This window comes from Kribbella sp. NPDC056345, from assembly GCF_042262745.1.
Taxonomy (GTDB): domain Bacteria; phylum Actinomycetota; class Actinomycetes; order Propionibacteriales; family Kribbellaceae; genus Kribbella.
This window is the reverse complement of sequence record NZ_JBHJQQ010000003.1, coordinates 53,925-79,619: the sequence shown is the minus strand read 5'-3', so window position 1 is coordinate 79,619 and position 25,695 is coordinate 53,925. Positions and strand designations below refer to the sequence as shown.

Here is a 25,695-nt window from a genome sequence, read left to right as displayed (position 1 = left end):
ACGGTCGGGAGAATCACTCGATGTTGGCCTTGGCCAGGTCCGCCGCAGCCTCTGCCGGCGCAGCCGCCGGAACTCTGGCTGCGATCGTGGTCGGTGGTCCGCTGGCCGCGCTGCTGTTCATCCAGATCGGCGAGCCCGTCGTGGCGGGATTGACCGCCGGTGCGACCGAGGGCCGGTCCGGCATCGAGGCTGTTTTCGCCGGACTCTTCGCCGCCGTCGGTGCCGTCCTGATCGCGATCCTGATCGTGGCGGCGATCATCGCTCCACTGTTCGTGCTGCTCCCACTGGCCGCGGCGGCGATTGCGCTCCGGCTGACCGGTGCCGGTCTCATCCTGCGCTCGCTGTGGCTGATGATCGTCGCGGTTGCCGCCGTGGTGGTGATCTCGCTGTTCCAGTCCCGGAGTCAGCTCGGGCCGTCGACGGCCGACATCGACGGTCCGCACTCCGTCCTGCTTGGTGGCGGAGCGTGGATCCTGGTGCTGACGGCGGCCGGTGCCGCGTTCGTCGGGCGCATCTGCGTCGAGCTCTGGAATCCGGACCGGGCTGCTAGCCGACCGAGGTCCGATCGGCCTTCTGGCCGATGAGGTAGCTGCTCGGGCTGACGCCACGTTCGCGCTTGAACGCGGCGCTGAAGCTGAACGCGTCGGCGTACCCGACCCGGCGGGCGACCGTCGCGACCGTCGCTCCGGGCTCGGCGAGCAGGTCCGCGGCCAGCGTCATCCGGAGCTCGGTCAGGTAGCTGAGCGGGGCCTGCCCGGTGAGGTCACTGAACCGCCGTACGAGCGTCGTCCGGGAGACCGCCGCGACCTCGGCGAGCCCGGCCAGGCTCCACGGCGCCGCGGGGGAGCTGTGCATGGCCTGCAGGACCGGGCCGGCCACCGGGTCGCCCAGAGCGGCGTACCAAGGCGGACGGTTGGCGTCGAACCAGTCGCGCAGGCAGCAGACCATCAACCAGTCGAGGAGCCGGTCGAGACCGACGTGACGCCCGAGTGCACCGGCTGCGATCCGCTCTTGCAGATAGTCGCGCAGCGGCGTGCAGTCGTGGTCTTCGGGGATGACCACCAGCGGCGGCAGCTCGTCGAGCAAGCGGCGGGGAAGCTCCTGGCGAACGTGATAGGCACCCGCCATCAGGACGGTGCCGTCGTCGATCGGACCGGGTGAGTCGACCCGGCCGTCGCACCGCGTGTCAACGGTCGGACCCGAGCGCGCCGGGTCGTCGGTGAAGAGGAACGGCTGTGGACCACGGACGATCACGGTGTCACCCGGTACGACGCGGACCGGGTCGATGCCGTCGGCAACAATCCAGCCGGAGCCGAGGAGCGGTGCCAGGAACGTCATCGCCGCGCCGTCGACGAAACGCAGTGCATAGGGCGGCGCGAGCACCGGCGTACCGAGAACGGCGCCTTCGGCCCGCAGGCCGCGCAACAGGTCGTCGAGAGGATCCACACCCACCACCGTAGTGCCCTGCGTCGAAGTGGGCCGTCGGCACATGAGTGTGGTCCGCTCGACCATTCGGTCCGGTGCGGGTGGCGGATTGACTGTGAGTATGACGATTCTGGTGCTGGGCGCGACAGGTAAGACGGGTAAGCGAGTGGTTGCGCGGTTGCGTGCGGACGGTGTCGAGGTACGGGCGGCATCGCGGTCGGGGGAGACCCGGTTCGACTGGACCGACCGCGGTACCTGGGCGGCCGCCGTACAGGATGTGGAGGCGGTGTATCTGGTGGCGCCCGAGGATCCGGAGCCGATCGAGGCCTTTGTGGAGCAGGCGGTGGCGGCCGGTGTACGGCGGTTTGTCGCGCTCTCGGGGCGTTCGATGGACAAGGTGGCCGGGCGGTTCGGTGCGGGGATGGCCGAGGGGGAGCGGGCCGTGCAGGCCTCAGGGGTCGGCTGGACGATCTTGCGGGCGAACAACTTCGCGCAGAACTTCTCCGAGGACGTGTGGCAGGAGGCGGTGCTGTCGGGACGGCTGGAACTGCCTGCGGGGGACGTGCGGGAGCCGTTCGTGGACCTGGAGGACGTGGCGGAGGTAGCGGCCAAGGTACTGACGTCGGACGAGCACCACGGGCGGGCGTACGACCTGTCGGGGCCGGAGGCGATCACCTTCGACGAGGCGGTGGAGGCGATCGCCAAGGTGTCGGGGCGGGCGGTGTCGTACGTCGCGGTGACGCCGGCCGAGTATCGCTCGATGATCGTGGGCAGCGGTTGGCCGGCCGAGGTGGCGGACGAGCTGAACGAGCTGTACGCGATCATGCGGGAGGGGTACCTGACCACGCCGAGCGACGACATCGCCGCGCTGCTCGGAAGGCCGGCCGGGACCTTCACGGCGTACGTCGAGCGGACCTGGGCAGGGTAACTGAAACGTGGTCGGGGCGACTGGGCGAGACCAGGTAATGGAACCGGGTCGCCGCGCGGAATTCCGGGCTGACATAAGCTCCAGAGCATGCAGGCGTGGACTCAACCAGACATCCCGGTCGTCCCGGGCCAGGGCCGGCGGCTGCGCCTCCACGACACCGCTTCGGGCGGACCGGTCGAGGTGGCGCCGGCCGACGGCCGGACCGCACGGATGTACGTGTGCGGCATCACGCCGTACGACGCGACCCACATGGGCCACGCGGCGACGTACGTCACGTTCGACCTGGTGAACCGGCTCTGGCGCGACGCCGGGTACGACGTCGTGTACACGCAGAACATCACCGACGTGGACGACCCGCTGCTCGAGCGGGCCGCCGCGACCGGCGTCGACTGGACCGAGCTGGCGCACAAGGAGATCCAGCTCTTCCGCGACGACATGACCGCGCTCCGCGTGATCCCGCCGCAGCACTACATCGGTGTCGTCGAGTCGATCGATCTGGTCGCTTCCGCCGTCGAGGAGCTGCAGCAGGCCGGTGCCGTCTACTCGGTCGACGGTGACCTGTACTTCGCCGTCAAGGCCGACCCGGCCTTCGGTGGCGTCTCGAACTACGACCGGGAGACGATGACCGCGCTCTTCGCCGAGCGTGGGGGAGACCCGGACCGCTCCGGAAAGCAGGATCCGCTGGACAGCCTGCTGTGGCGCCACGAGCGTCCCGGCGAGCCGTCGTGGGACTCACCGGTCGGCCGGGGCCGGCCGGGGTGGCATGTGGAGTGTTCGGCGATCGCGCTGAAGCACCTCGGGATGTCGTTCGACGTCCAGGGCGGGGGATCGGACCTGATCTTCCCGCACCACGAGATGTCCGCCAGCGGAGCCCAGGTGGCGGCCGGCCGGCACCCGTTCGCGCGCGCCTACGTCCACCAGGCGATGGTCGGGCTGGACGGCGAGAAGATGTCCAAGTCCAAGGGCAACCTCGTGCTCGTCTCCCAGGAACGCCAGTCCGGGACCGACCCGATGGCGATCCGCCTCGCGCTCCTCGCTCACCACTACCGGACCGACTGGTTCTGGACCACCGAGGGTCTGACGGAAGCCGAGTCCCGCCTGGACCTCTGGCGCGGCGCACTCAGCCGCGGCACCGGCCCCGACGGCGCCGCCGCAGTTGACGCCGTACGAGCTGCTCTCACCAACGACCTGGACACCGTCGCGGCCCTCTCCGCCATCGACACCTGGTCCGAAACCAACGGCGACGACACCGCCGCACCCGCCCAAGTAGCCCAAGCCATCGACGCCCTCCTGGGCATCAAGCTCTGACCCAAAGCCCCACCGAGTCCGGCGGGGCTTTTGCTTGCAATGATCTTGTACAAGAGGTCTTGTCTAACCGCTGAGGCTCCGCGTGTCTTCTCGAGGGAAGGCGAGAGCCGCAGCAAGGACAGGAGGTGCCGGGGGTCGACCGCACCTGGTGGGGGCGCTCAGGCGGGGCGAGCGGCCGGTGGAGGGGAGACCTCCTGTCGTTCGTGCTGGTCAGCCGGTGACGGGGAGGTGGGTTTTGACGGGGGTGGGCTGAGGGGCGTTGGGGGGCTGGTCGGCCGGGGGGTGCGGGGTCGGCTTGGGGGTGGGCCTGGGCTTGACCAGGGCGGGCTTGGCGCAGGTGGCGGAGGCCAGGCGGATGATCTGGGCGCCGTTGCCGAGGTTGATCTTGAGGCCGGTGACGGTGAAGGAGCCGTCGGCGTTCTTGGTCTGCTCGTTCACCGTGATGGCGATCAGCGGGTTGGCGGGCGTGCTGAAGGACTGGGTGGTACTGGGGATCTTGATGGTCTGACCCAGCAGGGTGAGCGAGCCGACGTCGACACCGCCCTTGGCTCCGGAGCACCAGACGTTGACCGCGTCGATGCCGACCAGGGAGCTCGGCGGGGTGAGCAGGAGCTTGCAGAGGTCGGGGAGGTTCTTGACCGGCAGGTCCTTGGTGCTCAGCTCGGGCAGCGGGAGCGGCAGGCCGACGTCCGGGAGCTTGATGTCCGGGAGCGGGAGGTCGTCGGCGCCGGTCGGCGGGAGCTCGTCGCACCGCTTCTTCAGGTCCGGCGGAATCGGGATCTGGCCGAGGATGTCGGCGCCGACCGAGATGTCGATCAGCTCGACGGAGGCCGAGTTGTTGCCGGCGTTGACGGTGCCGGCGCGGACCGCGAGCAGCGGGTTGTCCGGCAGTTCGAGGGCCGAGGACTTCTTCGGCTTGCCGTCGGCGGATTCGACGTACGGCGTCTTGTCGACGGGCACCTGGCCTTCGGCGCTGACCGCGTAGGCCGACGAGGGCCGGGTGGCCGCGCTACCCACCGGGCTACTGGCGACCAGGCTGAACGCCACGACTCCGGCCACGGCGGCTGCCGTGACGACGGTCGGTACGAGTTGTCGGCGCATCTCCGGTCTCCTCACGTACGTCACTTGTTGTCGATCTGAACGAGGGTCCCGAGCGGGACCCGCTGAAGTTTCGCCAAGGCGGTCTTCGGCACCCGGACGCAGCCGGCGCTGATCGCGGCTCCGAACACGTCGGCGCGCGGCCAGCCGTGGATCGCGACCGTACCAGGCCCGCCACCGAACGTGTCGAGAGTGGGACTGTGCGCACCCAACGGCAGCACGATCGGCGAGGCGGAGCGCTTGTGGTCGACGATCGAGCCGAGCAGGAAGGTGCGACCGGCCGGGGTCGGCGTCTTGCGCGCACCCACGCCGGCCTTCCACGCCCCCAACCGCTTGCCCTTCTCGAACAGCTCGATCGTCCGCGATCCGGTATGGACGCGGATCAGGTACGGCGAGCTCGCGCGCTCGAGATCGTCGTCGCGCATCCAGCCGGTCGACCGGTTCGGCTTCGAGGGCAGCAGCACGCGGACCCAGCCGTCGGTCTGCTCGACCACGGGCAGCCAGGTCGGCCCGAACTGCTTCGGCCCGATCTTGGCGAACGGGTCGCCGTCCGGCGCGGAGTACAGGGCGGACTCGGAGCGCGGGTGCACGACGATCCCGTCGGTCGCGGCGTACGGCTCGGGATCGAGAGGTGCGGTCGCGATCGTGGTCGCCGTACTGGATGCGGCGAGGACCGTCAGGTCGACCGGTGGCGGTTCGTCGTCATCGTTGCCGAGGATGCCGATCACCGCGACGGCGCCGAGGATGAGCAGTACGGCGAGGGCGGGCATCGACGAACTGCCGTGCTCACCCCGCGACCCACGCATGTCGTACTCCCCAGTGACCGGCCTACCGTCCGACGACGACAATAGGCCGATCCAGGGCGTTACGCCACGGTAGGTGACCCGTGAGTAGCAAAAACTCTCAAGGCGTGTCCGGGTGGTTCTTGTTCCGCCGGCGCAGGTACCGCTCGAACTCCGCGGCGATCGCGTCACCCGAGGCCTCCGGCAGGTCGGCGGTGTCGCGCTGCTCCTCCAGGGAGTGCACGTACTCCGCGACCTCGGGGTCCTCTTCGCTCAGCTCGTCGGCGCCGCGCTGCCACGCGCGGGCCATCTCCGGCAGCTCGCCCTCGGGGATCTGCAGGTCGAGCAGGGCCTCGATCTTGCTCAGCAGCGCCAGCGACGCCTTCGGGCAGGGCGAGCCCGCGATGTAGTGTGGGATCGCGCCCCAGATCGACACCGCCGGTACGCCGAGGGCGCCGCAGAGGTCACCGAAGACGCCGGTGATACCGGTCGGCCCCTCGTACGTCGACGGCTCCAGGCTCCACGATGCGTTCAGCCCCTCGTCCGAGGAGGTCGCCGAGACGGGGATCGGCCGGGTGTGCGGTGAGTCGGCGAGCAGGGCGCCGAGTACGACGACGATCTGGGCGTTGGACTCGTCGACGACCTCGAGCAGCTCCTGGGCGAATCCGCGCCAGCGCATGTTGGGCTCGATCCCGCGGATCAGCAGGACGTCGCGGTCGGTGTCGGCCGGCTGGGCCACGTAGACCCGGGTCGTCGGCCAGGTCAGCTGACGGTCGCCGTTCTCGTCGAAGCCGACCTCGGGCCGGTTCACCTGGAAGTCGTAGTACTCCTCCGGGTCGATCTCGGTGACGAGCTCGGCGTTCCACTCCTCGATCAGGTGGTCGACCGCTCCGGTGGCCGCTTCGGCGGCGTCGTTCCAGCCCGCGAACGCCGCGATCACGACCGGGTCCCTCAGGTTCGCGAGATCAACCACTCGCAGGCCCCCTGTCGTCTGTTAGCCGTCCGGCAGGGCTGCCGGAATCCGGACTGCCCAGCCTACGTCGTTCGGTCCCGCCACGCCCCGCGTTTCACCCCCGGCGGAACGTGTCGACCCGCGCCGAAGGAAAATGGCTTCCGAACACCGAACAAGTGGAGGGGGAGCCGTGCTGCAGGCCGTGCTCTGGGACATGGACGGAACGCTGGTCGACTCGGAGAAGGTCTGGGCAGAGGTGCAGCTGCGGGTGCTGCCCGAGCTCGGTGGGACCTGGACCGACGAGGACAGCCTCGGGCTGATCGGCAGCGATCTGCGCGACGCTGTCCAGGTCTGGCTGGCAGCACTCCCGGCCGGTGTGATCACCGCCGAGGACCTGGCCGAGCGGATCTTCAGTGAGGTGATCGAGTCGCTGCGCCGGGAGGTCGAGTTCCAGCCGGGTGCGCTGGAGCTGCTCCAGGCGCTGCGCAAGGCCGACGTACCGTGCGCGCTGGTATCGGCGTCGTACCGGGTGATGATCGACGCGGTGCTCAGTCATCTGCCGGACGATCCGTTCGACGTGATCATCGCCGGTGACGAGGTGACGAACGGCAAGCCGCATCCCGAGCCCTACCTGACCGCGGCCGCCAAGCTCGGGGTGGATCCGGCGCAGTGCGCCGTGATCGAGGATTCGATGACCGGGACGGAGTCGGGTACGGCGGCCGGTGCGTACGTGATCGCGGTTCCGCACTGGGTGCCGATCCCCGAGGCGCCGCGCCGGTTGATCGTTGGCTCATTGGAAGCCGTGACTCCGGAGTCACTGCGGCAGTTGCTCTCCTGAGGCGTTACCGTCACTTGGTGCCCTCGGGGGACGTTGCTTGGGCCAGGAGAAGGCACAGTGGGCTGGGGAAGGTGACATGGTGAGCGAGTTGTGGCGGCGGTTGGTGGTGACCGCTGCGGTCGGTGGGCTGGGTGTCGGCCTGGTCGCGTGCGGTGAGCCGGACGACAACGCGCCGCACACCGGGGCGACCACGCCGAAGGCTATGGTGCTGCGGCTGGCGACCACCGACATGATCAGCTCACTCGATCCGGCCGGTCCGTACGACGTCGGTTCGCGGACCGTGCAGGCGAATCTCTACCAGACCCTGCTGACGATCCTGCCGGGTAAGCCGACCCCGGTACCGGATGCGGCGGACTGCCAGTTCGATTCGCCGACGACGTACACGTGCAGTTTGAAGGAGGGTCTGACCTTCCCGAACGGGCATCCGTTGACCTCGTCGGACGTGCGGTTCAGCTTCGACCGGATGCTGACTCTGAAGACCCCGGGTGGGCCGGCTCCGCTGTTCTCGTCGGTGACCTCGGTGAGTACGCCGGACGAGCTGACCGCGGTCTTCAATCTGAAGGCTCCGGATGCCCGGCTGCCTTATCTACTGACCACGACCGGCGCGTCGATCGTGGACGAGGAGGCGTACCCGGCCAAGAAGCTGCTCGACTCGACGGCGATCGGCAGCGGGCCGTACCAGTTGACGGCGTACCGGCCGGGGGAGTCGGTCACGCTGGCCCGGTTCGCGGCGTACAAGGGGTCTCGTGCCGCGCAGAACGACGGGGTGCAGATCGCCCTGGTCAAGGACGCGGTGGCGCTGAATGACGCGGTGGGCAAGGCGGACTTGGCGTACCGCGGGTTCACGATCGGTCAGCTCGACAGTATCCGGTCGATGAGCGGCGTGCAGGTGATCGAGTCCGAGGATGCGGTCATCCAGTTCGTCGCGTTCCAGCTGAAGTCCGTGACCTCGCGCAAACTCGCCGTACGGCGTGCTGTCGCGCAGCTGATCGATCGGCCGGCGCTGGTGAAGAAGGCGTACGCCGAGCACGTGACCCCGCTGTACTCGATGGTGCCGCCGAACTTCGGTGGCGCGACGGATGCGTACCGGTCGGAGTACAAGCAGCCGAGTAAGGCTGCCGCGGCGGCGATCCTGAAGGCGGCCGGCGTCAAGGGGCCGGTGCCGCTGACGCTCGGGTGGACGCCGACCCGGTTCGGTCCGGGGTCGAAGGGTGAGGCGCTGGAGCTCAAGCGGCAGCTGGACGCGTCAGGGCTGTTCCGGGTGACCTTGCGCAGCGCGGAGTGGCCGGCGTACCAGCAGTTGATCCGCTCGGGTGTCTTCGATCTGTACCTCGCGGGGTGGACCGCGGAGTACCCGGATGCGGACAACTTCCTGGCGCCGTTCCTCGGGGTCAGCGACCCGTTCCCGAACGGGTACCGTTCGGCGGCCGCGACGAAGCTGCTGCAGCAGGAAAGAGTCGAGCAGAACGGCATCAAGCGCGCGGAGCTGCTGGAGCAGTTGCAGGGCGTGTTCGCCCGGGAGGTGCCGGTGGTGCCGATCTGGCAGGGGCGACTCAGCGTAGTTGTCGATCATGAGGTCGAGAACGTGTCCGGAGCTCTGGATCCCCTTGCGTTTTTGCATCTGTCCGGCCTGCGTAAATGACACAAAGATGCCATGACAGTAACGTTTTGCGAGGTAACCGCGACCCTCGGTAGGAGGGCGTGCTTTACTGCGGAAACGTCCACGATACGGGACGATTTCCTGGCGATCACGATCGGGCAACGCACCGCATTCGGCGTTTGACTCCAGACCGTAATGGCGGCAGGTTAAGGCGGCAGCCATACCGGATTTCGTTCCGGTTCAACCGAATGAGGCAGGGGAGTCGCATCGCGTGAGCGCACCACTCGAGGTCGAACCGGGGTCGTCTACGGCCCAGCCGGAGGCCGTCCTCGACGGAGTCAAGAAGATCGAGGGCCGGTCGCTCTGGCAGATCTCCTGGATGCGGCTGAAGCGCGACAAGATCGCGATCGCCGGTGGAGTCTTCGTCATCCTGCTGATCATCGTGGCGATCTTCGCGCCGCTGATCTGCAAGCTGATCGGTGTGACGCCGAACGACTTCCACCAGGACCTGGTCGACCCGTCGCTGCAGACCCCGATCGGCCGGCTCGGCGGTATCAGCTGGGACCACCCGCTCGGGATCGAGCCGGTCAACGGCCGCGACATCCTGGCCCGGATCCTGTACGGCGCCCGGATCTCGCTGCTGATCGCGTTCCTGGCGACGCTGTTGTCGGTGGTGATCGGTGTCGTGATGGGCGTCGTGGCCGGCTACTTCGGTGGCTGGGTCGACACGCTGATCAGCCGTTTGATGGACATCTTCCTGGCGTTCCCGCTGGTGCTGTTCGCACTGGCGCTGGTCGGGGCGATCCCGGACTCGATCCTCGGGCTGAGCGGTGACCCGCTGCGGGTGGCGCTGATCGTCTTCATCATCGGCTTCTTCAGCTGGCCCTACATCGGCCGGATCATCCGTGGTCAGACGCTGTCGCTGCGGGAGCGTGAGTTCGTGGACGCGGCCCGGAGCCTGGGTGCGCGGCGGCCGTACATCCTGTTCACCGAACTGCTGCCGAACCTGATCGCGCCGATCCTGGTCTACTCGACGCTGCTGATCCCGACCAACGTCCTGTTCGAGGCCGGTCTGTCGTACCTGGGTGTCGGTGTCCGCCCGCCGACGGCCAGCTGGGGCGACATGCTGTCGATCGCCTCGAAGTGGTACGCGGTCGACCCGATGTACATGATCCCGCCGGGCCTGGCGATCTTCGTCACGGTGCTGGCCTTCAACCTGTTCGGCGACGGGTTGCGCGACGCGCTGGACCCGCGGTCGCGGTAGTACTTCTCTCCAAACCGGGAGTCGTGTGAACGCACAGCTCCCAACCACACAAAGGGGTGCAACAAGAGATGAGTCGGAAACGCATCACGACGGTGACCGCCGTCGCTGCGGCCGTCGCCTTGAGTCTGGCGGCTTGCGGGGGACCGAAGGCCACGCCTGGTGGTGGCAGCAGCGCAGGCGGCGCCACGGCCGAGGCCAACGCGGCCGTTGACAAGATCTTCAGCCCGAGTGACAAAAAGGGCGGCACGCTTCGGATGGCCGTCACCGAGAAGTGGGACTCCACTGACCCCGGTGACACGTACTACGGTCTGTCCTGGAACCTGGTGCGGAACTACGTCCGTCCGCTGATGACGTTCAAGGCGGCTCCGGGTGAGGAGGGCGGCAAGCCGGTTCCGGACCTGGCCGAGGCGCCTGGTGTCCCGAGCAACGACGCCAAGACCTGGACGTACAAGATCCGCAAGGGCGTGAAGTACGAGGACGGCACGCCGGTCACCTCGAAGGACGTCAAGTACGCCGTCGCGCGCTCGCTGGACAAGGCGACGCTGCCGAGCGGCCCGACGTACTTCAACGACTTCCTGCTGGACGTGCCCGAGGGCTTCAGCGTCTACAAGGACAAGGAACTGGCCGGGGTCGCGAAGGCGATCGAGACGCCGGACGACCAGACCATCGTCTTCCACCTGAAGAAGCCGTTCTCGAGCTTCGACTACTTCGCGCAGCTGCCGTCGACCGCTCCGGTCCCGCAGGCGAAGGACACCGGCGCGAAGTACAAGTTGCACCCGATGGCGACGGGGCCGTACAAGTTCGGCACCTACGACGACAACAAGGGCTTCGACCTGGTCCGCAACGAGAACTACGACCCGGCCACCGACCCGGACTCGGGCCGCAAGGCGCTGCCGGACAAGTTCACCATCGCGTACAACGTCGAAGGCACGGACATCGACAACCGGCTGATCGCCGGTGACCTGGACGTCGACATCGCCGGTACCGGTGTGCAGCCGGAGACGCAGGCCAAGGTGCTGGCCGACCCGAAGCTCAAGGCGCACACGGACAACGTGCCGGCCCCGCGCCTGAACTTCACCGTGCTGAACACCGAGGTCCCGCCGCTGGACAACCTGCACTGCCGCAAGGCGATTCTCTACGCTGCCGACCACGAGGGTTACCAGCGTGCCTACGGTGGCCCGGTGGGTGGCGACATCGCGACGAACCTGATGCCGCCGTCGGTGCTCGGTTCGCAGAAGTTCGACGACTACGGCTTCGAGGCCGACAAGAACGGCAACGTCGAGAAGGCCAAGGACGAGCTGAAGCAGTGTGGCCAGCCGAACGGCTTCGCGATCAACATCGCGTTCCGTGGTGACCGCAACAAGGAGAAGGCTGTTGCCGAGACCCTGCAGCAGTCGCTGAAGAAGGCCGGCATCACGCTGACCACGAAGCCGTACCCGACCGGTGACTACACCAAGCTGTACGCGGGCAAGCCGGACTTCGCGAAGGCGAACAAGCTCGGTCTGATCGTCTACAGCTGGGGTGCGGACTGGAACGACGGCTTCGGCTTCCTGCAGCAGATCGTCGACAGCCGGACCATCCGCGCCACCGGTGGTAACACCAACCTCGGCGTCCGGATCCCCGAGGTCGACGCACTGGTCGACAAGGCGATGGCCGAGACCGACGAGACCAAGCGCAACCAGTACTGGGTCGACGTCGACAAGAAGGTCATGGAGCAGGCGGGCGTGCTGCCGGGTATCTGGGCCAAGGGCCTGCTGTACCGGCCGGACAGCCTGGCCAACGTCTTCACGAACGCCGGTCAGAACATGTACGACTACGCGGGCATCGGCCTCAAGTAAGTCGTTGCTCTGACCAACCAACCGAAATCGCTCAGCAGAGGTAGGTGAAGGCTGACGGTGGCCGGTGATCAGCGATGATCACCGGCCACCACGCCGAGCACGGTGTTCGCATATCTGGTCCGCCGGGTGATCGGAGCAGTAATCCTGCTCTTCATCGTCACGGCCGTGACATTCGCGATCTTCTTCCTGGTTCCCAAGCTCGGCGGCGCGACCGCCGACGACCTGGCGTCCCGCTATGTCGGCAAGAGCGCGGGGGCGGCGCAGATCCACGAGACCGCTGTTCGGCTCGGCTTCACCGATCCGCTCTACGAGCAGTACGGCCGCTTCGTGAAGGGTCTGTTCGTCGGGCAGGAGTACAACTACGGTCCGGCGACCGAGCACTGCCCGGCGCCGTGCTTCGGCTATTCGTTCCTGACCCAGCAGCCGGTGTGGCCGGACCTGGTGGCGCGAATACCGGTCACCGCCTCGCTGGCGGGTGGTGCGGCCTTCATCTGGCTGATCACCGGCGTCGGCACCGGCATCATCTCGGCACTGAAACGCGGTTCGGTCCTGGACCGGTCGCTGATGTCGGTCGCACTGGCCGGTGTCTCGCTGCCGATCTTCTTCACCGGTCTGCTGTCACTGTCGATCTTCAGTTACGGACTCGGCTGGACAGCCCAGGGCGGTACCAACCCGATGGATGAAACGAATCCCGTCTGGTGGGCGTACGACCTCATCCTGCCCTGGGTGACACTGGCCTTCCTGTACGCCGCGTCGTACGCGCGGCTCACCCGGGCCGGCATGCTCGAGACGATGAACGAGGACTTCGTCCGGACCGCGCGGGCCAAGGGCCTGACCGAGCGGACGGTCGTGATGAAACACGGGCTGCGCTCGGCACTGACCCCGATCCTGACGATCTTCGGTCTGGACCTCGGGCTGCTGATGGGCGGCGCGATCCTCACCGAGACGACGTTCTCGCTGCCCGGTATCGGTCAGTACGCCGTCATCGCGCTGCGGGTGAACGACCTGCCCAAGGTGCTCGGCGTGACGCTGGTCGCCGCGTTCTTCATCGTGCTGGCGAACCTGATCGTTGACCTCCTGTACGCCGTCGTCGACCCGAGGGTGCGCATCTCGTGACCGAAACCGCAGACAACACCGTCCAAGACACCGTCCAGCGGATCGACCGCGGCGAGGCGTTCCTCGACGTCCGGGATCTGAAGGTGCACTTCCCGACCGACGACGGCGTCGTCAAGTCGGTCGACGGGATCTCGTTCCAGCTCGAGCGCGGCAAGACCCTCGGCATCGTGGGCGAGTCCGGCTCCGGCAAGAGCGTGACGAGCCTGTCGATCATGGGTCTGCACAAGCGTGGCGTGGCCAAGATCAGCGGCCAGATCTTCCTCGACGGCCAGGACCTGGTCTCCGCGACGCCGGAGGAGGTCCGGCTGCTCCGCGGGAAGCGGATGGCGATGATCTTCCAGGACCCGCTGTCGGCGATGCACCCCTTCTACACGGTCGGGACGCAGATCGTCGAGGCGTACCGGGTGCACAACCAGGTCACCAAGAAGGTCGCGCGCAAGCACGCGATCGAGATGCTCGACCGGGTCGGCATCCCGCAGCCCGACAAGCGGGTGGACGCCTACCCGCACCAGTTCTCCGGTGGTATGCGGCAGCGCGCGATGATCGCGATGGCGCTGTCGTGTGACCCCGACCTGCTGATCGCCGACGAGCCGACCACCGCGCTCGACGTGACCGTGCAGGCACAGATCCTGGACCTGATCCGGGACCTGCAGCGCGAGTTCAACTCGGCCGTCATCATCATCACGCACGACCTGGGCGTGGTGGCCGAGCTCGCCGACGACATCCAGGTGATGTACGGCGGCCGCGCGATCGAGTACGGGACGGCGGAGGACATCTTCGACAACCCGCAGCACCCGTACACCTGGGGTCTGCTGGGTTCGATGCCGCGGATCGACCGGGAGCGCACCGAGCGGCTGATCCCGATCAAGGGCACGCCGCCGAGCCTGATCAACGTGCCGAAGGGCTGCGCCTTCAACCCACGCTGCAACTACGCACACCTGAACGGCGGCGCCAGCGAGACCGAACGCCCCGAGCTGCTCGACATCGGCGCCGGCCACAAGGTCGCCTGCCATCTCTCCCCGAAGGAGCGCCAGCACGCGTGGGAGACCGACATCAAGCCGAAGCTGTGAACGGGACGACACTGTGACTGTTGAAGAGATCGATCCGACCGCCGTCCCGGGCGTGGAAGCACCGGCCATCGGCGAAGAGTTGCTGTCGGTCGACGGGCTGGTGAAGCACTTCCCGATCCGCAAGGGCCTGCTGCAGCGGCAGACTGGCGCCGTACAGGCTGTTGACGGCCTGACGTTCAACGTCACCCGTGGCGAGACCTTGTCGCTGGTGGGGGAGTCCGGTTGTGGCAAGACCACGACCGGCCGGCTGCTGACCCGGCTGCTGGAGCCGACCGCGGGCAAGATCGTGTTCGAGGGGCGCGACATCAGCCACCTCAGCGAAGGCAAGATGCGGCCGCTGCGTCGCGACGTACAGATGATCTTCCAGGACCCGTACGGTTCGCTGAACCCGCGGCACACCGTCGGCAAGATCGTCGGAGCGCCGTACCGGCTGCAGAACGTGAAGACCGAGCACGGCGTGAAGCGCGCCGTACAGGAGCTGCTCGAGCTGGTGGGTCTGAGCCCCGAGCACTACAACCGCTACCCGCACGAGTTCTCCGGCGGTCAGCGGCAGCGCATCGGCATCGCCCGCACGCTGGCTCTGCGCCCGAAGCTGATCGTCGCCGACGAGCCGGTGTCGGCGCTGGACGTGTCGATCCAGGCCCAGGTCGTCAACCTGCTCGAGGACCTGCAGAACGAGTTCGACCTCACCTACGTGATGATCGCCCACGACCTGTCGGTCGTCCGGCACGTGTCCGACCGGGTCGCCGTCATGTACCTCGGCAAGATCGTCGAGATCGCCGACCGCGTCGGCCTCTACGAGACCCCGATGCACCCGTACACGGTCGCGCTGCTTTCCGCGGTTCCGGTCCCCGACACGAAGCGCAAGGGCAACGTCAAGCGCATCCGCCTGGAAGGCGACGTACCAAGCCCGATCAACCCACCGCCCGCCTGCCGCTTCCACACCCGCTGCTGGAAGGCCCAGGACATCTGCAAAACGGTAGAGCCCCCGCTCCTCCAACTGGCCCCCGGCCACCAGGCCGCCTGCCACTTCCCGGAAAACCAGGCCGGCGAGGTCTCCACAACCCCCGCCGCCACCAACCAAGCCGGAAACTAACTGAACGAGCACCAGCGCCTGACGAACCTGTCAGGCGCTGGTTCCGTTCCGGACCTTCTGCAGAAGGGCTTCGGCCTTCGAGGCCTTGCCGGGATGGTGTTGCTCGTAGAAGGTGAGCGCGAATTCCAGGTTGGCCACGGCCTCGTCGCGCTCGCCGATCTCGCTCAGCAGCTCACCCAGGAGGACCCGGATCTGTGCCTCTCGCCGCCGGTCGTTCACGTCGACTGCTATCTCGAGGGCGGACTCGGCCTGCTCGAGGCCGGATTCGAAATCGATCATACGCAGGTACGTCATGCCGAGAACCCAGTGCGCGTCGCAGACGTTCTTGCGCAGGCCGAGCTGTTGCAGCTCCGACAGAGCGAGCGCCAAGTCGGCGATCGCATCCTCGGGATGACCCGATCGAGCACGTGCCCAGGCTCCGTCGATCCTGAAGTTCGCGGCCATGCCTTGGCTCCCGGCCGTGGCAGACAGGTCGACAGCTGCTGCCGCTGACTTCTCCGCTGCGGGCCAGTCCCCGAGCTCGGTGTAGATCTCGGCGAGCGTGCCGTGGGAGGCCCCCATGGCCCGCGCGTTGCCGAGTTGAATGTTGGTCGCAAGTGCCTGCTGGGCGAGGGGGAGTGCTTCGGCGTGCCTGTCCATGCGGATGAGCAGGCGTGCCTTGTTGTTGGCTGTCAGGGAGAGGCCGCGCAGGTTCCCGATGGCCTCGAAAGCGTCGTGGGCTAGTCCGAAGCGCAGCGCCGACTCGTCATAGCGGGCCAGCTCGGCCAGTGCGATAGCCGCGTCTGCGTGGAGCTGAGCAAGGGTCCAGCGGCCGATCCGTCCATCGACAACCCGGTCGATCGCCGGCAGCCAGTCTGCGAGGTTGCCGCGCTTGACGAAGTAGCTGTAGAGACCGACAACCATACCGGCGACGGCCTCGTCGCCGGTTCCCAGCGAGGTGAGTCGATCGATGATCGCCAAGTAGTTGGAGAGCTCGCTGTCCAGCCAGGTGAGTGCCTGTTCGGAGGTTTCGAAGACTGGGAAGTCCGGCGCCGGAGGACGGCCGTCCCAGGCTGTCCTGGCGGCATGGGGGTCGGCGAGGGCGGCTGAGCGCCAGGCGACGGCGAGGTAGAAGGTCAGGAGGCGGTCGATGGCGGCGGTGCCTACTTCGGTGGGGAGTTGGTGGGCTAGTTCGTGGGCGTAGGCGCGGACGAGGTCGTGGAAGTGGTAGCGGCCGGGGGTGTGGGACTCGAGGAGGTGGAGGTCGGTGAGGTGTTCTAGGAGGTCGCCGGCTTTGGGTGGGGTGGTTTCGAGGAGGGCGGCGGTGGACTCGGGGGTGAAGTCTTGGGCTGCTGAGAGGCCGAGGAGGGTGAAGGTTTGGGCGGCTTCGTGGTCGCGGGGGCGGGGACTGCTGGTGAGTTGGTTGATCGAGAGGGCGAGGCTGGCGCGGACGTCCAGGTCGTCGACGCCCAGGAGATCCAGACGGCGGGTTTCGTCCTCCAAGCGGCGTACGAGTTCTGCGGCTGAGGTGTCGGGGTGGCGAAGGAGCCAGGCACCGGCGACCGAGAGTGCCAGGGGGAGGTGGCCGCAGAGTTCGGCGATTCGGTCGGCGGAGTCGCCGAGGCATTCGCTGCCGGCGGATTGGGTGAGGAGCTCGACGGACTCGGTGGCGGGCATTGGCTCGAGCTGGATGTGGAGCCGGGCCGGCAAGGTGGTGAGGGTGTTGCGGCTGGTGATGAGGACGGCTGAGCCGCTCGCGCTGGGGATCAGGTCGGCGACCTGGGCGACGTCGCGGGCGTTGTCGAGCAGCAGAAGGACTCGGCGGTTGGCCAGGCGGGTGCGCAGTGCGGCGATCGCATCAGCCGAATCACCGGGCACCGACTCGGCCGGTACGCCGGTGGCCCGGAGGAGTTGTCCGATCACCTGGACGCCGGAGAGCGGCGTACCGGAGCCGAACCCGCGGAGGTTCACCAACAGGATGCCGTCCGGGTAGGTGGCTCGGCAGGCGTCGGCGGCCTCGACCGCGAGGGCGGTCTTTCCCACGCCGGCCATCCCGCGAACGGTGACGACGACGGTCGCGCCCACCTGCACTTCGCCGGCCGTCAGCGCTTCCTTGAGTTCCTCGAGGTGCTCGACGCGACCGGTGAACGAGGCTCGCGTCGTCGGAAGCTGGTCGGTGACGGTCCAGGCGGGACCGCCGGTCTCGGGGCCGGTCGGTGTGGTTGGGGTGCCACGTGCGGCAAGTCGCCTGAAGTGCGCACGCTCCTCTGCGGTGAGCTCGAGCGCCAGGTCAAGCTTGTCGAGGGTGGTCAAATGCGGATACCTCCGCACGCCGCGCTCCAGCAGGCCGATGGCCTGACCGCTGAGACCGGCACGCACGGCCAGCGCCTCCTGGCTGAGGCCCCGCGACTGGCGGGCCTTCCGGAGTGCGTCGGCGAACGTTTCCTCCACGGAGCCGATTGTGCCAGGAGGGTTCGGTGGAGTTGGAAAGGATTGTGGGGTGGGGCGGGGTGGCTGAGGATCGGGGGAGCCGCCTTGAGGAGGAGTTGTGATGCGTGGAGTGTTGCGCGCTGTGCCGGTTGCGTTGGTTGGGTCGTTGCTGGGGTTCGGGATGACGTCGGGGGAGGCGCCGGCGGAGGTTGCGGTTGCGGTGCCGTTGGTGCGGGCGGTGCCGACGAAGGTGATGCCGATCGGGGACTCGATCACGGCGGGGGCCGATGCTGCGCAGGGTGGGTACCGGACTGATCTGTGGCAGTTGTTGCGGGCTGATCAGCGGCCGGTGGATTTTGTCGGGTCGGTGAGTTCGGGGTCGGCGGCGTTGGCGGACAAGGACAACGAGGGGCACGGCGGCTGGACGATCGAGATGATCCAGGGCAGTGTCGTCGGCTGGCTGAACACTTACCAGCCTGATGTCGTGACGTTGATGATCGGCACGAACGACATGCACACCGATGAGTCGTCGGGGGCGGCGCCGGGGCGGTTGTCGACGTTGCTGGACACGATCGCGCAGACGTTGCCGAACACGCAGACGTTCGTGAGCAGCATCCCGCCGATCAACGACGAGCTGAAGGATGCGCACGTCGACGCGTTCAACGCGACGATCCCGGCGATGGCCGCGGCCAAGGCGGCTGCCGGGAAGAAGGTGACGTTCGTGGACACGAACCAGGCCTTCTCGAACCCGTTCGACATGGCCGACGCGCTGCACCCCAACTACGGGTCGCTGTCGAAGGCGGCCGGCCTCTGGTACGGCGCTCTCACCGGCCAGCCCCTGCTGCGGCTGGAAGCCGAGCAGACGGCGAACGCGACCCTCACGCACGTTCAGACCGGCCGCATCACGTCGGCCTCAGGTGGCGGTAAGGCCCGCTACATCGACTTCGACGACAGCGTGGTCGCATTCACCTTCCAGGTACCCACAGCCGGCAACTACCGCATCCGAGCCCGCGCCGCCAACGGCATGGGCACGAACTGCAGCCACAAGGTCGCCGCCAACAACGGCCCACAGTCAACAGTCGTCTACCCGTCGTACAGCTGGGACCTGCTCTCGGTGACAGCGGTAGACGTCCCCCTCAATGCCGGCCAGAACGTCGTCCGGTTCACCAAGGGGGACTGCTACTCCGAGCTCGACGCCATCGACGTAGGCCCGGTCCCCACAGCCTGACCCCGCGGACCTGCAGGCCATCACAATCGTTGCTGGCCGACGGCTGCCGCGCTCAGCCGACCCCGCGGACCCCACTTGTGATGGCCTGGGGGACCGCCACTGCCCACAATGGGTATTGTGCAAGACGTCTTGTCTAACTGCCGGGGAGTTTGGTGTTGGGAGCAAGGAAAGCGAAAGAACGGCTCACAAGACCGGCGCCAACGCCCTCGCGGGGCCGAAACCCGGGGCCGTGAACAGGAAATGGTGGGTTGAGACAGTGCATTACCTGTTCAAGCCCCCGGTGGTGGGCGCGAACCCACCGGTTTAGGTGTGGCGGTTGAGTGGGTTGAGGCGCGAAAGGACTCGGCTGGGTACGTGCGCTGTGGCCGATCGCCGAGTGCGGGAAAGAGGCCCGCTGGCAGCTGACCCACCGATCACCGACCAACGCCCCTCAGCGCCCAAACGTCCGACGATCCGGAGACCACGCGTACGGGTTCTTCGGACGTTGTGGGGGCGGGGAGCGGGAGGGCATCCACCGGGCGAGGGGGCTCCCGGAAGGAGGTGGTTCCGGGAGTCGTGGGGCTACCTCACTGGGGGAAGCAGAAGGCTTGGGCTCCTACGGACCAGCATTGGATTTGTTTGGTGGCGGTGCTGGTGTTGCCGGCGCGGTCGGTCACCTTCAGCCCAGCGGTGTAGGTCTTCTGGGTGTTGGGGTAGGTGTTGGTCGTGGTAGGGCCGGTGCCGGTTTTGCCGTCGCCGAAGGTCCAGCTGTACGACGCGATGTCGTTGTCGGGGTCGGTTGAGCCAGTGCCGTTGAAGGTGCAGGCGGCCCATTGGCATTGGACTGTGAAGGCGGCTTTCGGGGGTTGGCCGGCAGGTGGGGCGCCGGCCTGGATCTGCTGGGTGGTCGAGGCGGTCTTGCCGGAGTTGTCGGTGACCGTCAGCTTCACGGTGTAGGTGCCGGCCGAGGCGTAGGTGTGGGAGGGAGTGGCCCCGGTGCCGGTTTGGTTGTCGCCGAAGTCCCAGGCGTACGACGCGATGGAGCCGTCGGGGTCGGTCGAGGCGGAGCCGTCGAAGGTGCAGTCGAGCGAGGTGGTTGAGCAGTTGGCGGTGAAGGACGCCACCGGGGCGCCGGGTTCTTCGGTGTACTTCTTGATGGTTTCGTTGGCCCAGTCGCCCATCACGCCGGTGAGTTTGCCCCAGGCGCCGTAACTGCCGCAGCCGGTCTTGACCCAGGAGGCGACGCCGATGACGACGCCGTCGACGAGCATCGGGCCGCCGCTGTCACCCTGGCAGATGCCGTCGTGGCCGTCGGCGTAACCGCCGCAGATCATGTAGGCGTCGTTGAACGAACCGAACGAGCCGCAGGTGTTGCGGCCGTCGACGAGCGGGAAGTTCTCCACCTTCTTCAGGTGGCCGAACTCGTTCTCGCCGTCGCGGACCCGGCCGTAGCCGAGCAGCAGCGCCTTCCGGCCCGGGTCGTCGAGGGTGCCGTCGGCCGAGCTGGCGACGCGTGGGTACTGGTAACCGGCCGGGACCGGGATGTCGGTCTCGGTGACCACGATGCCGACGTCCCAGCCCTGCTGCCAGCCGTTGGGTGGCTGGTAGTTCGGGTGCTGCAGGTACTCCTTGACCGCGAGCTTGGTCCCACCGGGCTTCGTCAGGTCGTCCGAGCCGTAGAGCATCGACTTCGTGCCCTGGCCGTCCTTGCAGTGCGCGGCCGTGACGATCACCCGGCGCGCCACGACGGCCGCCGTACAGGTCTGGCCCTGCGGCCGGGCACCGCCTTCGCGCAGCATCGCGATGACGAACGGGTGGTCGCGGACGAAGGCCTGCTGCCCGCCGATGATCTGGGTGGTCGGCGGGTTCTCGTTCGGCAGGACCGCGTCGTACGACGGTGGATCGGCGTACGCGAGTCCGGGGCTGAATGCGATCAACGTGGTGAGGGCTGCCAGTAGTCGTCTCATGACCGCAGCATCACCAGCTGCCGCAGACCGAACAATCCGCGCAGGGATAGGTAGGGCTACGCATCTATTACTACCTACCCCACTACGGATTGTTCCGCGGATCGCCCGCCTCGACAGTGGCTGCAGATCCGAAGGAGGAACCATGCGTAGAAAGTCCATTGGGCTGTTCGCCGCTACCCTGGCGCTCGTCGTGGCCGGCGCCGGTCAGGTCCAGGCGGCGCCCACCGGCACCGTGCTGAACGCCGGCGCACCCGACACTGTCCCCGGTCTGTACATCGTCGGGCTGTACGGCGGTACGTCGGCCGCCGCAGCGACGGTCGGGGCCGAGGCCGACGTACTGACTGATCGGTACGGCGGCACGATCCGCAACGTGTATTCGGCAGCTCTACGGGGTTTTGCCGTGAAGATGTCCGAGGGGCAGGCGCGGCGGCTCGCGGCTGATCCGAAGGTGGAGTTCGTGCAGCAGTCGTTGTGGGTGCATCGGGCCGATGTCCAGGGCAACATGTTCGGTGCTCAGGTGGCCGGGATCGCGGCGGCGGGGGAGCAGCCGAATCCGCCGTCGTGGGGCCTGGACCGGATCGACGGCGTGAAGGACAGCGTCTACAAGTACCCGAACACCGGCACCGGCGTCACCGTCTACAACACCGACTCCGAGCTGAACACCGACCACGTCTCGTTCGAGGGCCGGGCGAAATCCGGGTACGACTTCGTCGACGAGGACGCGAACGTCAACGAGTGCAAAAACCCGACCGACCAAGGCCACGGTACGCACACCGCCGGTACGTCGAGCAGCGAGACGTACGGCGTGGCCAAGGATGTGACCGTGGTCGGTGTGAAGGTCCTCGGCTGTGACGGGAACGCCCCTGACGCGGACTCCATCCAGGGCGTCGACTGGGTCACCCAGAACGCGGTGAAGCCGGCCGTGGCGAACGCGAGCTGGACGTCCGGTGGCGCGAATGCCGACCCGGAAGGTGTCAACCGGGCAATCAAGAACTCCATTGCCGCCGGCATCGTCTGGTCGGTTGCGGCGGGCAACGACAACGGCGGCAGCGCCTGTACGCCGAGCCCGGCCAAGGTGCCGGAGGCAATCACCGTCGCGTCGACGGACTCCAACGACAGCAGGTCGAGCTTCTCCAACATCGGATCCTGCGTGGACATCTTCGCGCCCGGTGGCAACATCACCTCGGCCAGCAACTCGAGTAACAACGGAAGCAAGGGCATGTCCGGTACGTCGATGGCCGCGCCGCACGTGACCGGGGCGGCGGCGATGTACCTGTCGGCGAACCCGAGTGCGACCCCGGCGCAGGTTCGCGACGCGCTGGTGAACATGGCGCAGGAAGGCAAGGTGCAGAACCCGGGCGCGGGTTCGCCGAACAAGCTGCTCGATGTCAGCAAGATCGGCGGCGGTCAGCCGGGCGGCCCGACGGCCTCCTTCACCGCGAACTGTGCGAACTCGCTGACCTGTTCCTTCGACGGCTCCGCCTCAAGACCCTCCATCGCGTCGTACGCGTGGGACTTCGGGGACGGCCAGACGGGTACCGGCGCCAAGCCGTCGCACACGTACAGCACCGCCGGAACCTACACCGTGAAGCTGACGGTGACTGACGATGCTGGGAAGACGGGTTCCACAACGAAGCAGGTGCAGGCGGGTGCGCCACCGGCCGGGCAGCCGCCGAAGGCGTCGTTCACGGTGCAGTGCCAGTGGGCGGCGTGCAGCTTCAACGGTTCGGGTTCGACTGACCCGGACAACGACATCGCGTCGTACGCGTGGAACTTCGGTGACGGCAAGACCGGGACCGGTGTGACCGCATCCAACACCTACGCCAACACCCAGAAGACCTACACCGCCGAACTGAAGGTCACCGATCGGAGCGGCAACACGAGTACCGCGACCAAGCAGATCCAGTGCTGGGCAGTAGGTGCTCAGGGCTTCTGTTTCAGCCAGTAATGCGGCCGAGCTCGGAGCGGGAGACCGCTCCGAGTTTCCGCAGCACCTTCGCGACATGTTGCTCGACGGTCCGTGGCGACAGGAACAGCACCTCGGCGATCTCGCGGTTGGTCAGGCCCTGCGACACGAGCCGGGCGACATCCTGCTCCCGCGGTGACAGCTCCAGCCCGTAGCCCCGGCGACCTCGCCGCGACGGGGCGGGCGTCCCGCGGGAGCGCAGGTCGTGCCGGCAGCGGGCGGCATCGCGAGTCGCACCCAGTACGTCGTACCAGTCGGCCAGCGCGGGCAGATCGCGTGTCTCGGCCCGCTCGGAGGCTTGCGCGGCGAAGTAGACCGCATCCAAAGCCCGGTACGCTGCCTCTGCCGATCGGAACTGCTCCGGGTCCGCGGTGATCTCGCCGCGGCAGGACCACAGCGCCGCCTGAGCGAGTGGGGCGTCCCGATCGGCGATCCCGGCCGCGAACTCATCGGTCAATGCGGCGGCCTCGGCGACCCGACCGGTCGCCAGCAGCGTGCTCACGGCAACCGGCGCGAGGTCGGCGGCCCAGACCCACACACCCTTGCGCCGGACCAGTTGCAGACCACGCTCGACGATGGCCGTGGCGGCGGTGAGATCGTCCTGCGCCAGCCACATCCGGGCCAGTCCGGCGTAGCCACCGATCGCGATCGGCGTGATCGCGTCCTGTGGACTGTGCACGCCGGTGCGGCCGAGGTGCTCGGCTGCGGCCGGCCATTCGCCGCGGGTGATCGCGAGGAGGCCGAGAACCAGCGAGAGTTCGCTTGCTACCGGCAACAAGTCGCGGTACTCGCCGAGCAGCCGGGTGGCGCGTTCGGTGAGGCCGGACCAGTTGCCGGTGTACCAGTCGAGGCGGACCTCGGTGGAGCGGGCGGTGCTCACCACGAAGGGGCTGCCGGCTTCTGCGGCCAGCCGGATCCCGCTGGCGAGGAACTCGCGGGCCTGGTCGAACCGGCCGATCGTCGTACAGGAGTCGGCCAGGTTGCAGCGGGTACGGGCGAGCTGGCGGCGTTCGGCCTGGGACTCGACGGCGGTCGGGAGGGCGGTCAGGTCGGACAGGACGGCCGGGTCGCCGATGGACAGCCGGGACCCGAGCAGGTTGGCGAGCAGGGAGAACCGGATCTCGAGTTGGTCGCAACTGACCAGGTACTCGTCGACTCGTTCGAGCCACGGGAGATGCTCGGCCAACGGGGTGTCGCCGATGAACGTCGTACCGAGCAGGGCAGCGCCGCGGGCGGCGAGGTCGGGGCGCTCGGCGAGCTCGTCGACGGCCTGGCCGATGGTCAGGCGGGCTTCGGCGATCCGTCCGCTCTCGCGAACCAGCAGCCGGCCGAGCAGGAGCCGGACCTCGCCGCGGGCCGCGGTGGACAGCCGCTGGTCGCTCAGCACCCGGTCCAAGGTCGCGACCGGGTCGTGCTGGTCGAGGCCGGCGTACGCGACCGACCCGAGCTTGGTGGCCAGGCGGTCGACCTCGCTGGTCGGCAGGTCGGGCTCGGCGAGGAGCCGCTGCAGGAGACCGGTGGCGACGGCCGGGTCGCCGACTTCGGTGGCTCGGTCGGCCGCCTCTTCGCCGTACCGGAGCCAGTCGGTACGGCGCCCGGCCCGGCGGCTGTGTTCGGCGAGCTGCACGAGTGGGGGTGGCTCGGTGCCGCGCAACGCGTCGATCGCGGCGAGGTGCAGTTGGCGGCGGGCGGGTCCTTCGAGGGAGTCGTAGACCGCCTGCTGGGCGAGCACGTGGCGGAACCCGTACCGGTTCGGGTGGGTCTCGTGCAGGACGCCGGCCCGGGCGAGCTGGATCAGCGCGAGCTCGGCATGTTCGGGGTCGATACCGGCCACGACCGACAGCTGCTCGACGCCTGCCGGTACGCCGAGGACAGCGGCCGCGTGGACGATTCGGTGCGCGAGGTCGGGGAGCCCGGCGAGACGGTCGGCGAACGCGTCGCGGAGCAGGACCGGTACCTCGACCTCGTCAGGCAGCCGGGCGGCCGTGCCGTGCAGGGAGCGCAACAGCTCCTCGACCACGAACGGGATCCCCGCGGTCCGCTCGTGCAGCCGGTCGGCGAACTCCTCGCTCACCGGCTCGTGCTCCAGGATGGCGGCCGCCAGGACCCGGACCGCGTCGACATCGAGGGGGCGGAGCTGCAGGAGGATCCCGGCCACGTGGTCGGGCGGCCGGTACGCCGTACCGAGGGGAAGGTGGCCGGCCAGGTCCTCGCGGCGGTAGGTGATGACGACCGACAGGTTCGGGGGCGGGTCGGCCATCAGGAAGCGGAGCAGTTGCCGGGTGCCGTCGTCGGCCCACTGCAGGTCCTCGACGACCAGGACCGCCGGGCCGATCGCGGCTAGCACCTCGCGGGTCGCGCGCAGGGTTCGGTGCCGCTCGGCGTGCGGGTCGCCGATCGGCTCGGGCTGTGGTGGCAGCAGCTCTGCCAGCTCAGGCAGGAGTGGCCGCAAGGCTCCGGCGAGCGGGCTGAGCGCGGATAGGCGGGTCAGGGTGGGGGCCGGGCGCACGTCAGCCGGGGCCGATCTGGCGGCCGGGACGCGCGGAGCCAGGGACCGCAGTGCTTCGATCACCGCGCCGTACGGGAACGGTTCGCGCAGCGGCTGGCAGTGCCCGACGAGGACCGTGAGTCTGGCGACGTCGGGGTGGGCGAGCAGTTCGTCGACCAGCCGGGTCTTCCCGATGCCGGCCTCGCCCTCGATCATCACCACGGTCGACCGCCGCGGCACGGTCGAGACCAGCACCTCGAGCTCTTCGCTCCGGCCCACCAGAACAGGTGAGCTCGTGCGGAGCAGGAACGAGCGCGGCATGGTCACTTCCTCGGGGGCGGCG

General features: G+C 68.1%; 19 protein-coding genes. 12 read left to right on the top strand and 7 right to left on the bottom strand.

From position 1 onward, the window contains the following. Nucleotides 1–20: 20 nt before the first annotated feature. Nucleotides 21–584 carry a hypothetical protein gene (locus ACFCV3_RS11400; protein WP_376028906.1) on the top strand — a complete coding sequence of 188 codons (564 nt, stop codon included), beginning with the start codon at nt 21–23 and terminating at the stop codon, nt 582–584. Here ACFCV3_RS11400 and ACFCV3_RS11395 read toward each other — a convergent pair. Beyond that, nucleotides 547–1,446, bottom strand: coding sequence for an AraC family transcriptional regulator (locus ACFCV3_RS11395; protein ID WP_376028904.1), 900 nt, complete (start codon nt 1,444–1,446; stop codon nt 547–549). The two genes, ACFCV3_RS11400 and ACFCV3_RS11395, sit on opposite strands and share 38 nt — an antisense overlap. A gap of 100 nt (nt 1,447–1,546) precedes the next feature. Here ACFCV3_RS11395 and ACFCV3_RS11390 point away from each other — a divergent pair, with 100 nt between their 5' ends. Next, complete coding sequence (locus tag ACFCV3_RS11390) at nt 1,547–2,353, top strand: NmrA family NAD(P)-binding protein (RefSeq protein WP_376028903.1); 807 nt, start codon at nt 1,547–1,549, stop codon at nt 2,351–2,353. 87 nt (nt 2,354–2,440) lie between these two features. Further along, complete coding sequence (gene mshC, locus ACFCV3_RS11385; RefSeq protein ID WP_376028901.1) at nt 2,441–3,661, top strand: cysteine--1-D-myo-inosityl 2-amino-2-deoxy-alpha-D-glucopyranoside ligase; 1,221 nt, start codon at nt 2,441–2,443, stop codon at nt 3,659–3,661. 210 nt (nt 3,662–3,871) lie between these two features. On the opposite strand, the gene ACFCV3_RS11380 is transcribed toward mshC, so the two are convergent. From ACFCV3_RS11380 to ACFCV3_RS11370, 3 genes are all read right to left on the bottom strand, one after another. Then, on the bottom strand, nt 3,872–4,762 hold the full coding sequence (locus tag ACFCV3_RS11380) for a hypothetical protein (RefSeq protein WP_376028899.1): 891 nt from the start codon (nt 4,760–4,762) through the stop codon (nt 3,872–3,874). A gap of 20 nt (nt 4,763–4,782) precedes the next feature. Further along, nucleotides 4,783–5,565 (bottom strand): L,D-transpeptidase, encoded by a 783-nt coding sequence (locus tag ACFCV3_RS11375; RefSeq protein WP_376028896.1) that lies wholly within the window; start codon nt 5,563–5,565, stop codon nt 4,783–4,785. A 97-nt stretch (nt 5,566–5,662) separates the two neighbouring features. After that, nucleotides 5,663–6,514: a PAC2 family protein gene (locus ACFCV3_RS11370; protein ID WP_376028893.1), complete on the bottom strand. Its 852-nt coding sequence runs from the start codon at nt 6,512–6,514 to the stop codon at nt 5,663–5,665. 169 nt (nt 6,515–6,683) lie between these two features. Here ACFCV3_RS11370 and ACFCV3_RS11365 point away from each other — a divergent pair, with 169 nt between their 5' ends. From ACFCV3_RS11365 to ACFCV3_RS11335, 7 genes are all read left to right on the top strand, one after another. Continuing rightward, nucleotides 6,684–7,331, top strand: a complete 648-nt coding sequence (locus tag ACFCV3_RS11365) for an HAD family hydrolase (RefSeq protein WP_376028891.1) — start codon at nt 6,684–6,686, stop codon at nt 7,329–7,331. Nucleotides 7,332–7,407: 76 nt separating this feature from the next. Next, nucleotides 7,408–8,973: an ABC transporter substrate-binding protein gene (locus ACFCV3_RS11360; RefSeq protein ID WP_376028888.1), complete on the top strand. Its 1,566-nt coding sequence runs from the start codon at nt 7,408–7,410 to the stop codon at nt 8,971–8,973. A 229-nt stretch (nt 8,974–9,202) separates the two neighbouring features. Beyond that, nucleotides 9,203–10,195, top strand: a complete 993-nt coding sequence (locus ACFCV3_RS11355) for an ABC transporter permease (protein WP_376028885.1) — start codon at nt 9,203–9,205, stop codon at nt 10,193–10,195. A gap of 68 nt (nt 10,196–10,263) precedes the next feature. Next, nucleotides 10,264–12,033 (top strand): ABC transporter substrate-binding protein, encoded by a 1,770-nt coding sequence (locus ACFCV3_RS11350; protein ID WP_376028883.1) that lies wholly within the window; start codon nt 10,264–10,266, stop codon nt 12,031–12,033. Between the two features lie 102 nt (nt 12,034–12,135). Beyond that, nucleotides 12,136–13,149, top strand: a complete 1,014-nt coding sequence (locus ACFCV3_RS11345; protein ID WP_376028882.1) for an ABC transporter permease — start codon at nt 12,136–12,138, stop codon at nt 13,147–13,149. Then, nucleotides 13,146–14,219 carry an ABC transporter ATP-binding protein gene (locus tag ACFCV3_RS11340; protein ID WP_376028881.1) on the top strand — a complete coding sequence of 358 codons (1,074 nt, stop codon included), beginning with the start codon at nt 13,146–13,148 and terminating at the stop codon, nt 14,217–14,219. The genes ACFCV3_RS11345 and ACFCV3_RS11340 overlap by 4 nt, the downstream gene beginning before the upstream one ends. 13 nt (nt 14,220–14,232) lie before the next feature. After that, complete coding sequence (locus tag ACFCV3_RS11335) at nt 14,233–15,315, top strand: ABC transporter ATP-binding protein (protein WP_376028880.1); 1,083 nt, start codon at nt 14,233–14,235, stop codon at nt 15,313–15,315. Between the two features lie 30 nt (nt 15,316–15,345). Here the strand turns inward: ACFCV3_RS11335 and ACFCV3_RS11330 are convergent, their stop codons facing one another. Next, nucleotides 15,346–17,745 carry a tetratricopeptide repeat protein gene (locus tag ACFCV3_RS11330; protein ID WP_376028878.1) on the bottom strand — a complete coding sequence of 800 codons (2,400 nt, stop codon included), beginning with the start codon at nt 17,743–17,745 and terminating at the stop codon, nt 15,346–15,348. 100 nt (nt 17,746–17,845) lie between these two features. On the opposite strand from ACFCV3_RS11330, the gene ACFCV3_RS11325 reads away from it, so the two are divergent. Then, the gene (locus ACFCV3_RS11325; RefSeq protein ID WP_376028875.1) at nt 17,846–18,952 is read left to right on the top strand and encodes a GDSL-type esterase/lipase family protein; all 1,107 of its coding nucleotides are present in this window, start codon (nt 17,846–17,848) and stop codon (nt 18,950–18,952) included. A 566-nt stretch (nt 18,953–19,518) separates the two neighbouring features. Here the strand turns inward: ACFCV3_RS11325 and ACFCV3_RS11320 are convergent. Then, on the bottom strand, nt 19,519–20,898 hold the full coding sequence (locus ACFCV3_RS11320) for a PKD domain-containing protein (protein ID WP_376028874.1): 1,380 nt from the start codon (nt 20,896–20,898) through the stop codon (nt 19,519–19,521). A gap of 142 nt (nt 20,899–21,040) precedes the next feature. Here ACFCV3_RS11320 and ACFCV3_RS11315 point away from each other — a divergent pair, with 142 nt between their 5' ends. After that, on the top strand, nt 21,041–22,846 hold the full coding sequence (locus ACFCV3_RS11315) for a S8 family serine peptidase (protein ID WP_376028872.1): 1,806 nt from the start codon (nt 21,041–21,043) through the stop codon (nt 22,844–22,846). Here the strand turns inward: ACFCV3_RS11315 and ACFCV3_RS11310 are convergent. Beyond that, nucleotides 22,836–25,673, bottom strand: coding sequence for an AAA family ATPase (locus ACFCV3_RS11310; protein WP_376028869.1), 2,838 nt, complete (start codon nt 25,671–25,673; stop codon nt 22,836–22,838). The genes ACFCV3_RS11315 and ACFCV3_RS11310 overlap by 11 nt on opposite strands. Nucleotides 25,674–25,695 lie beyond the last annotated feature (22 nt).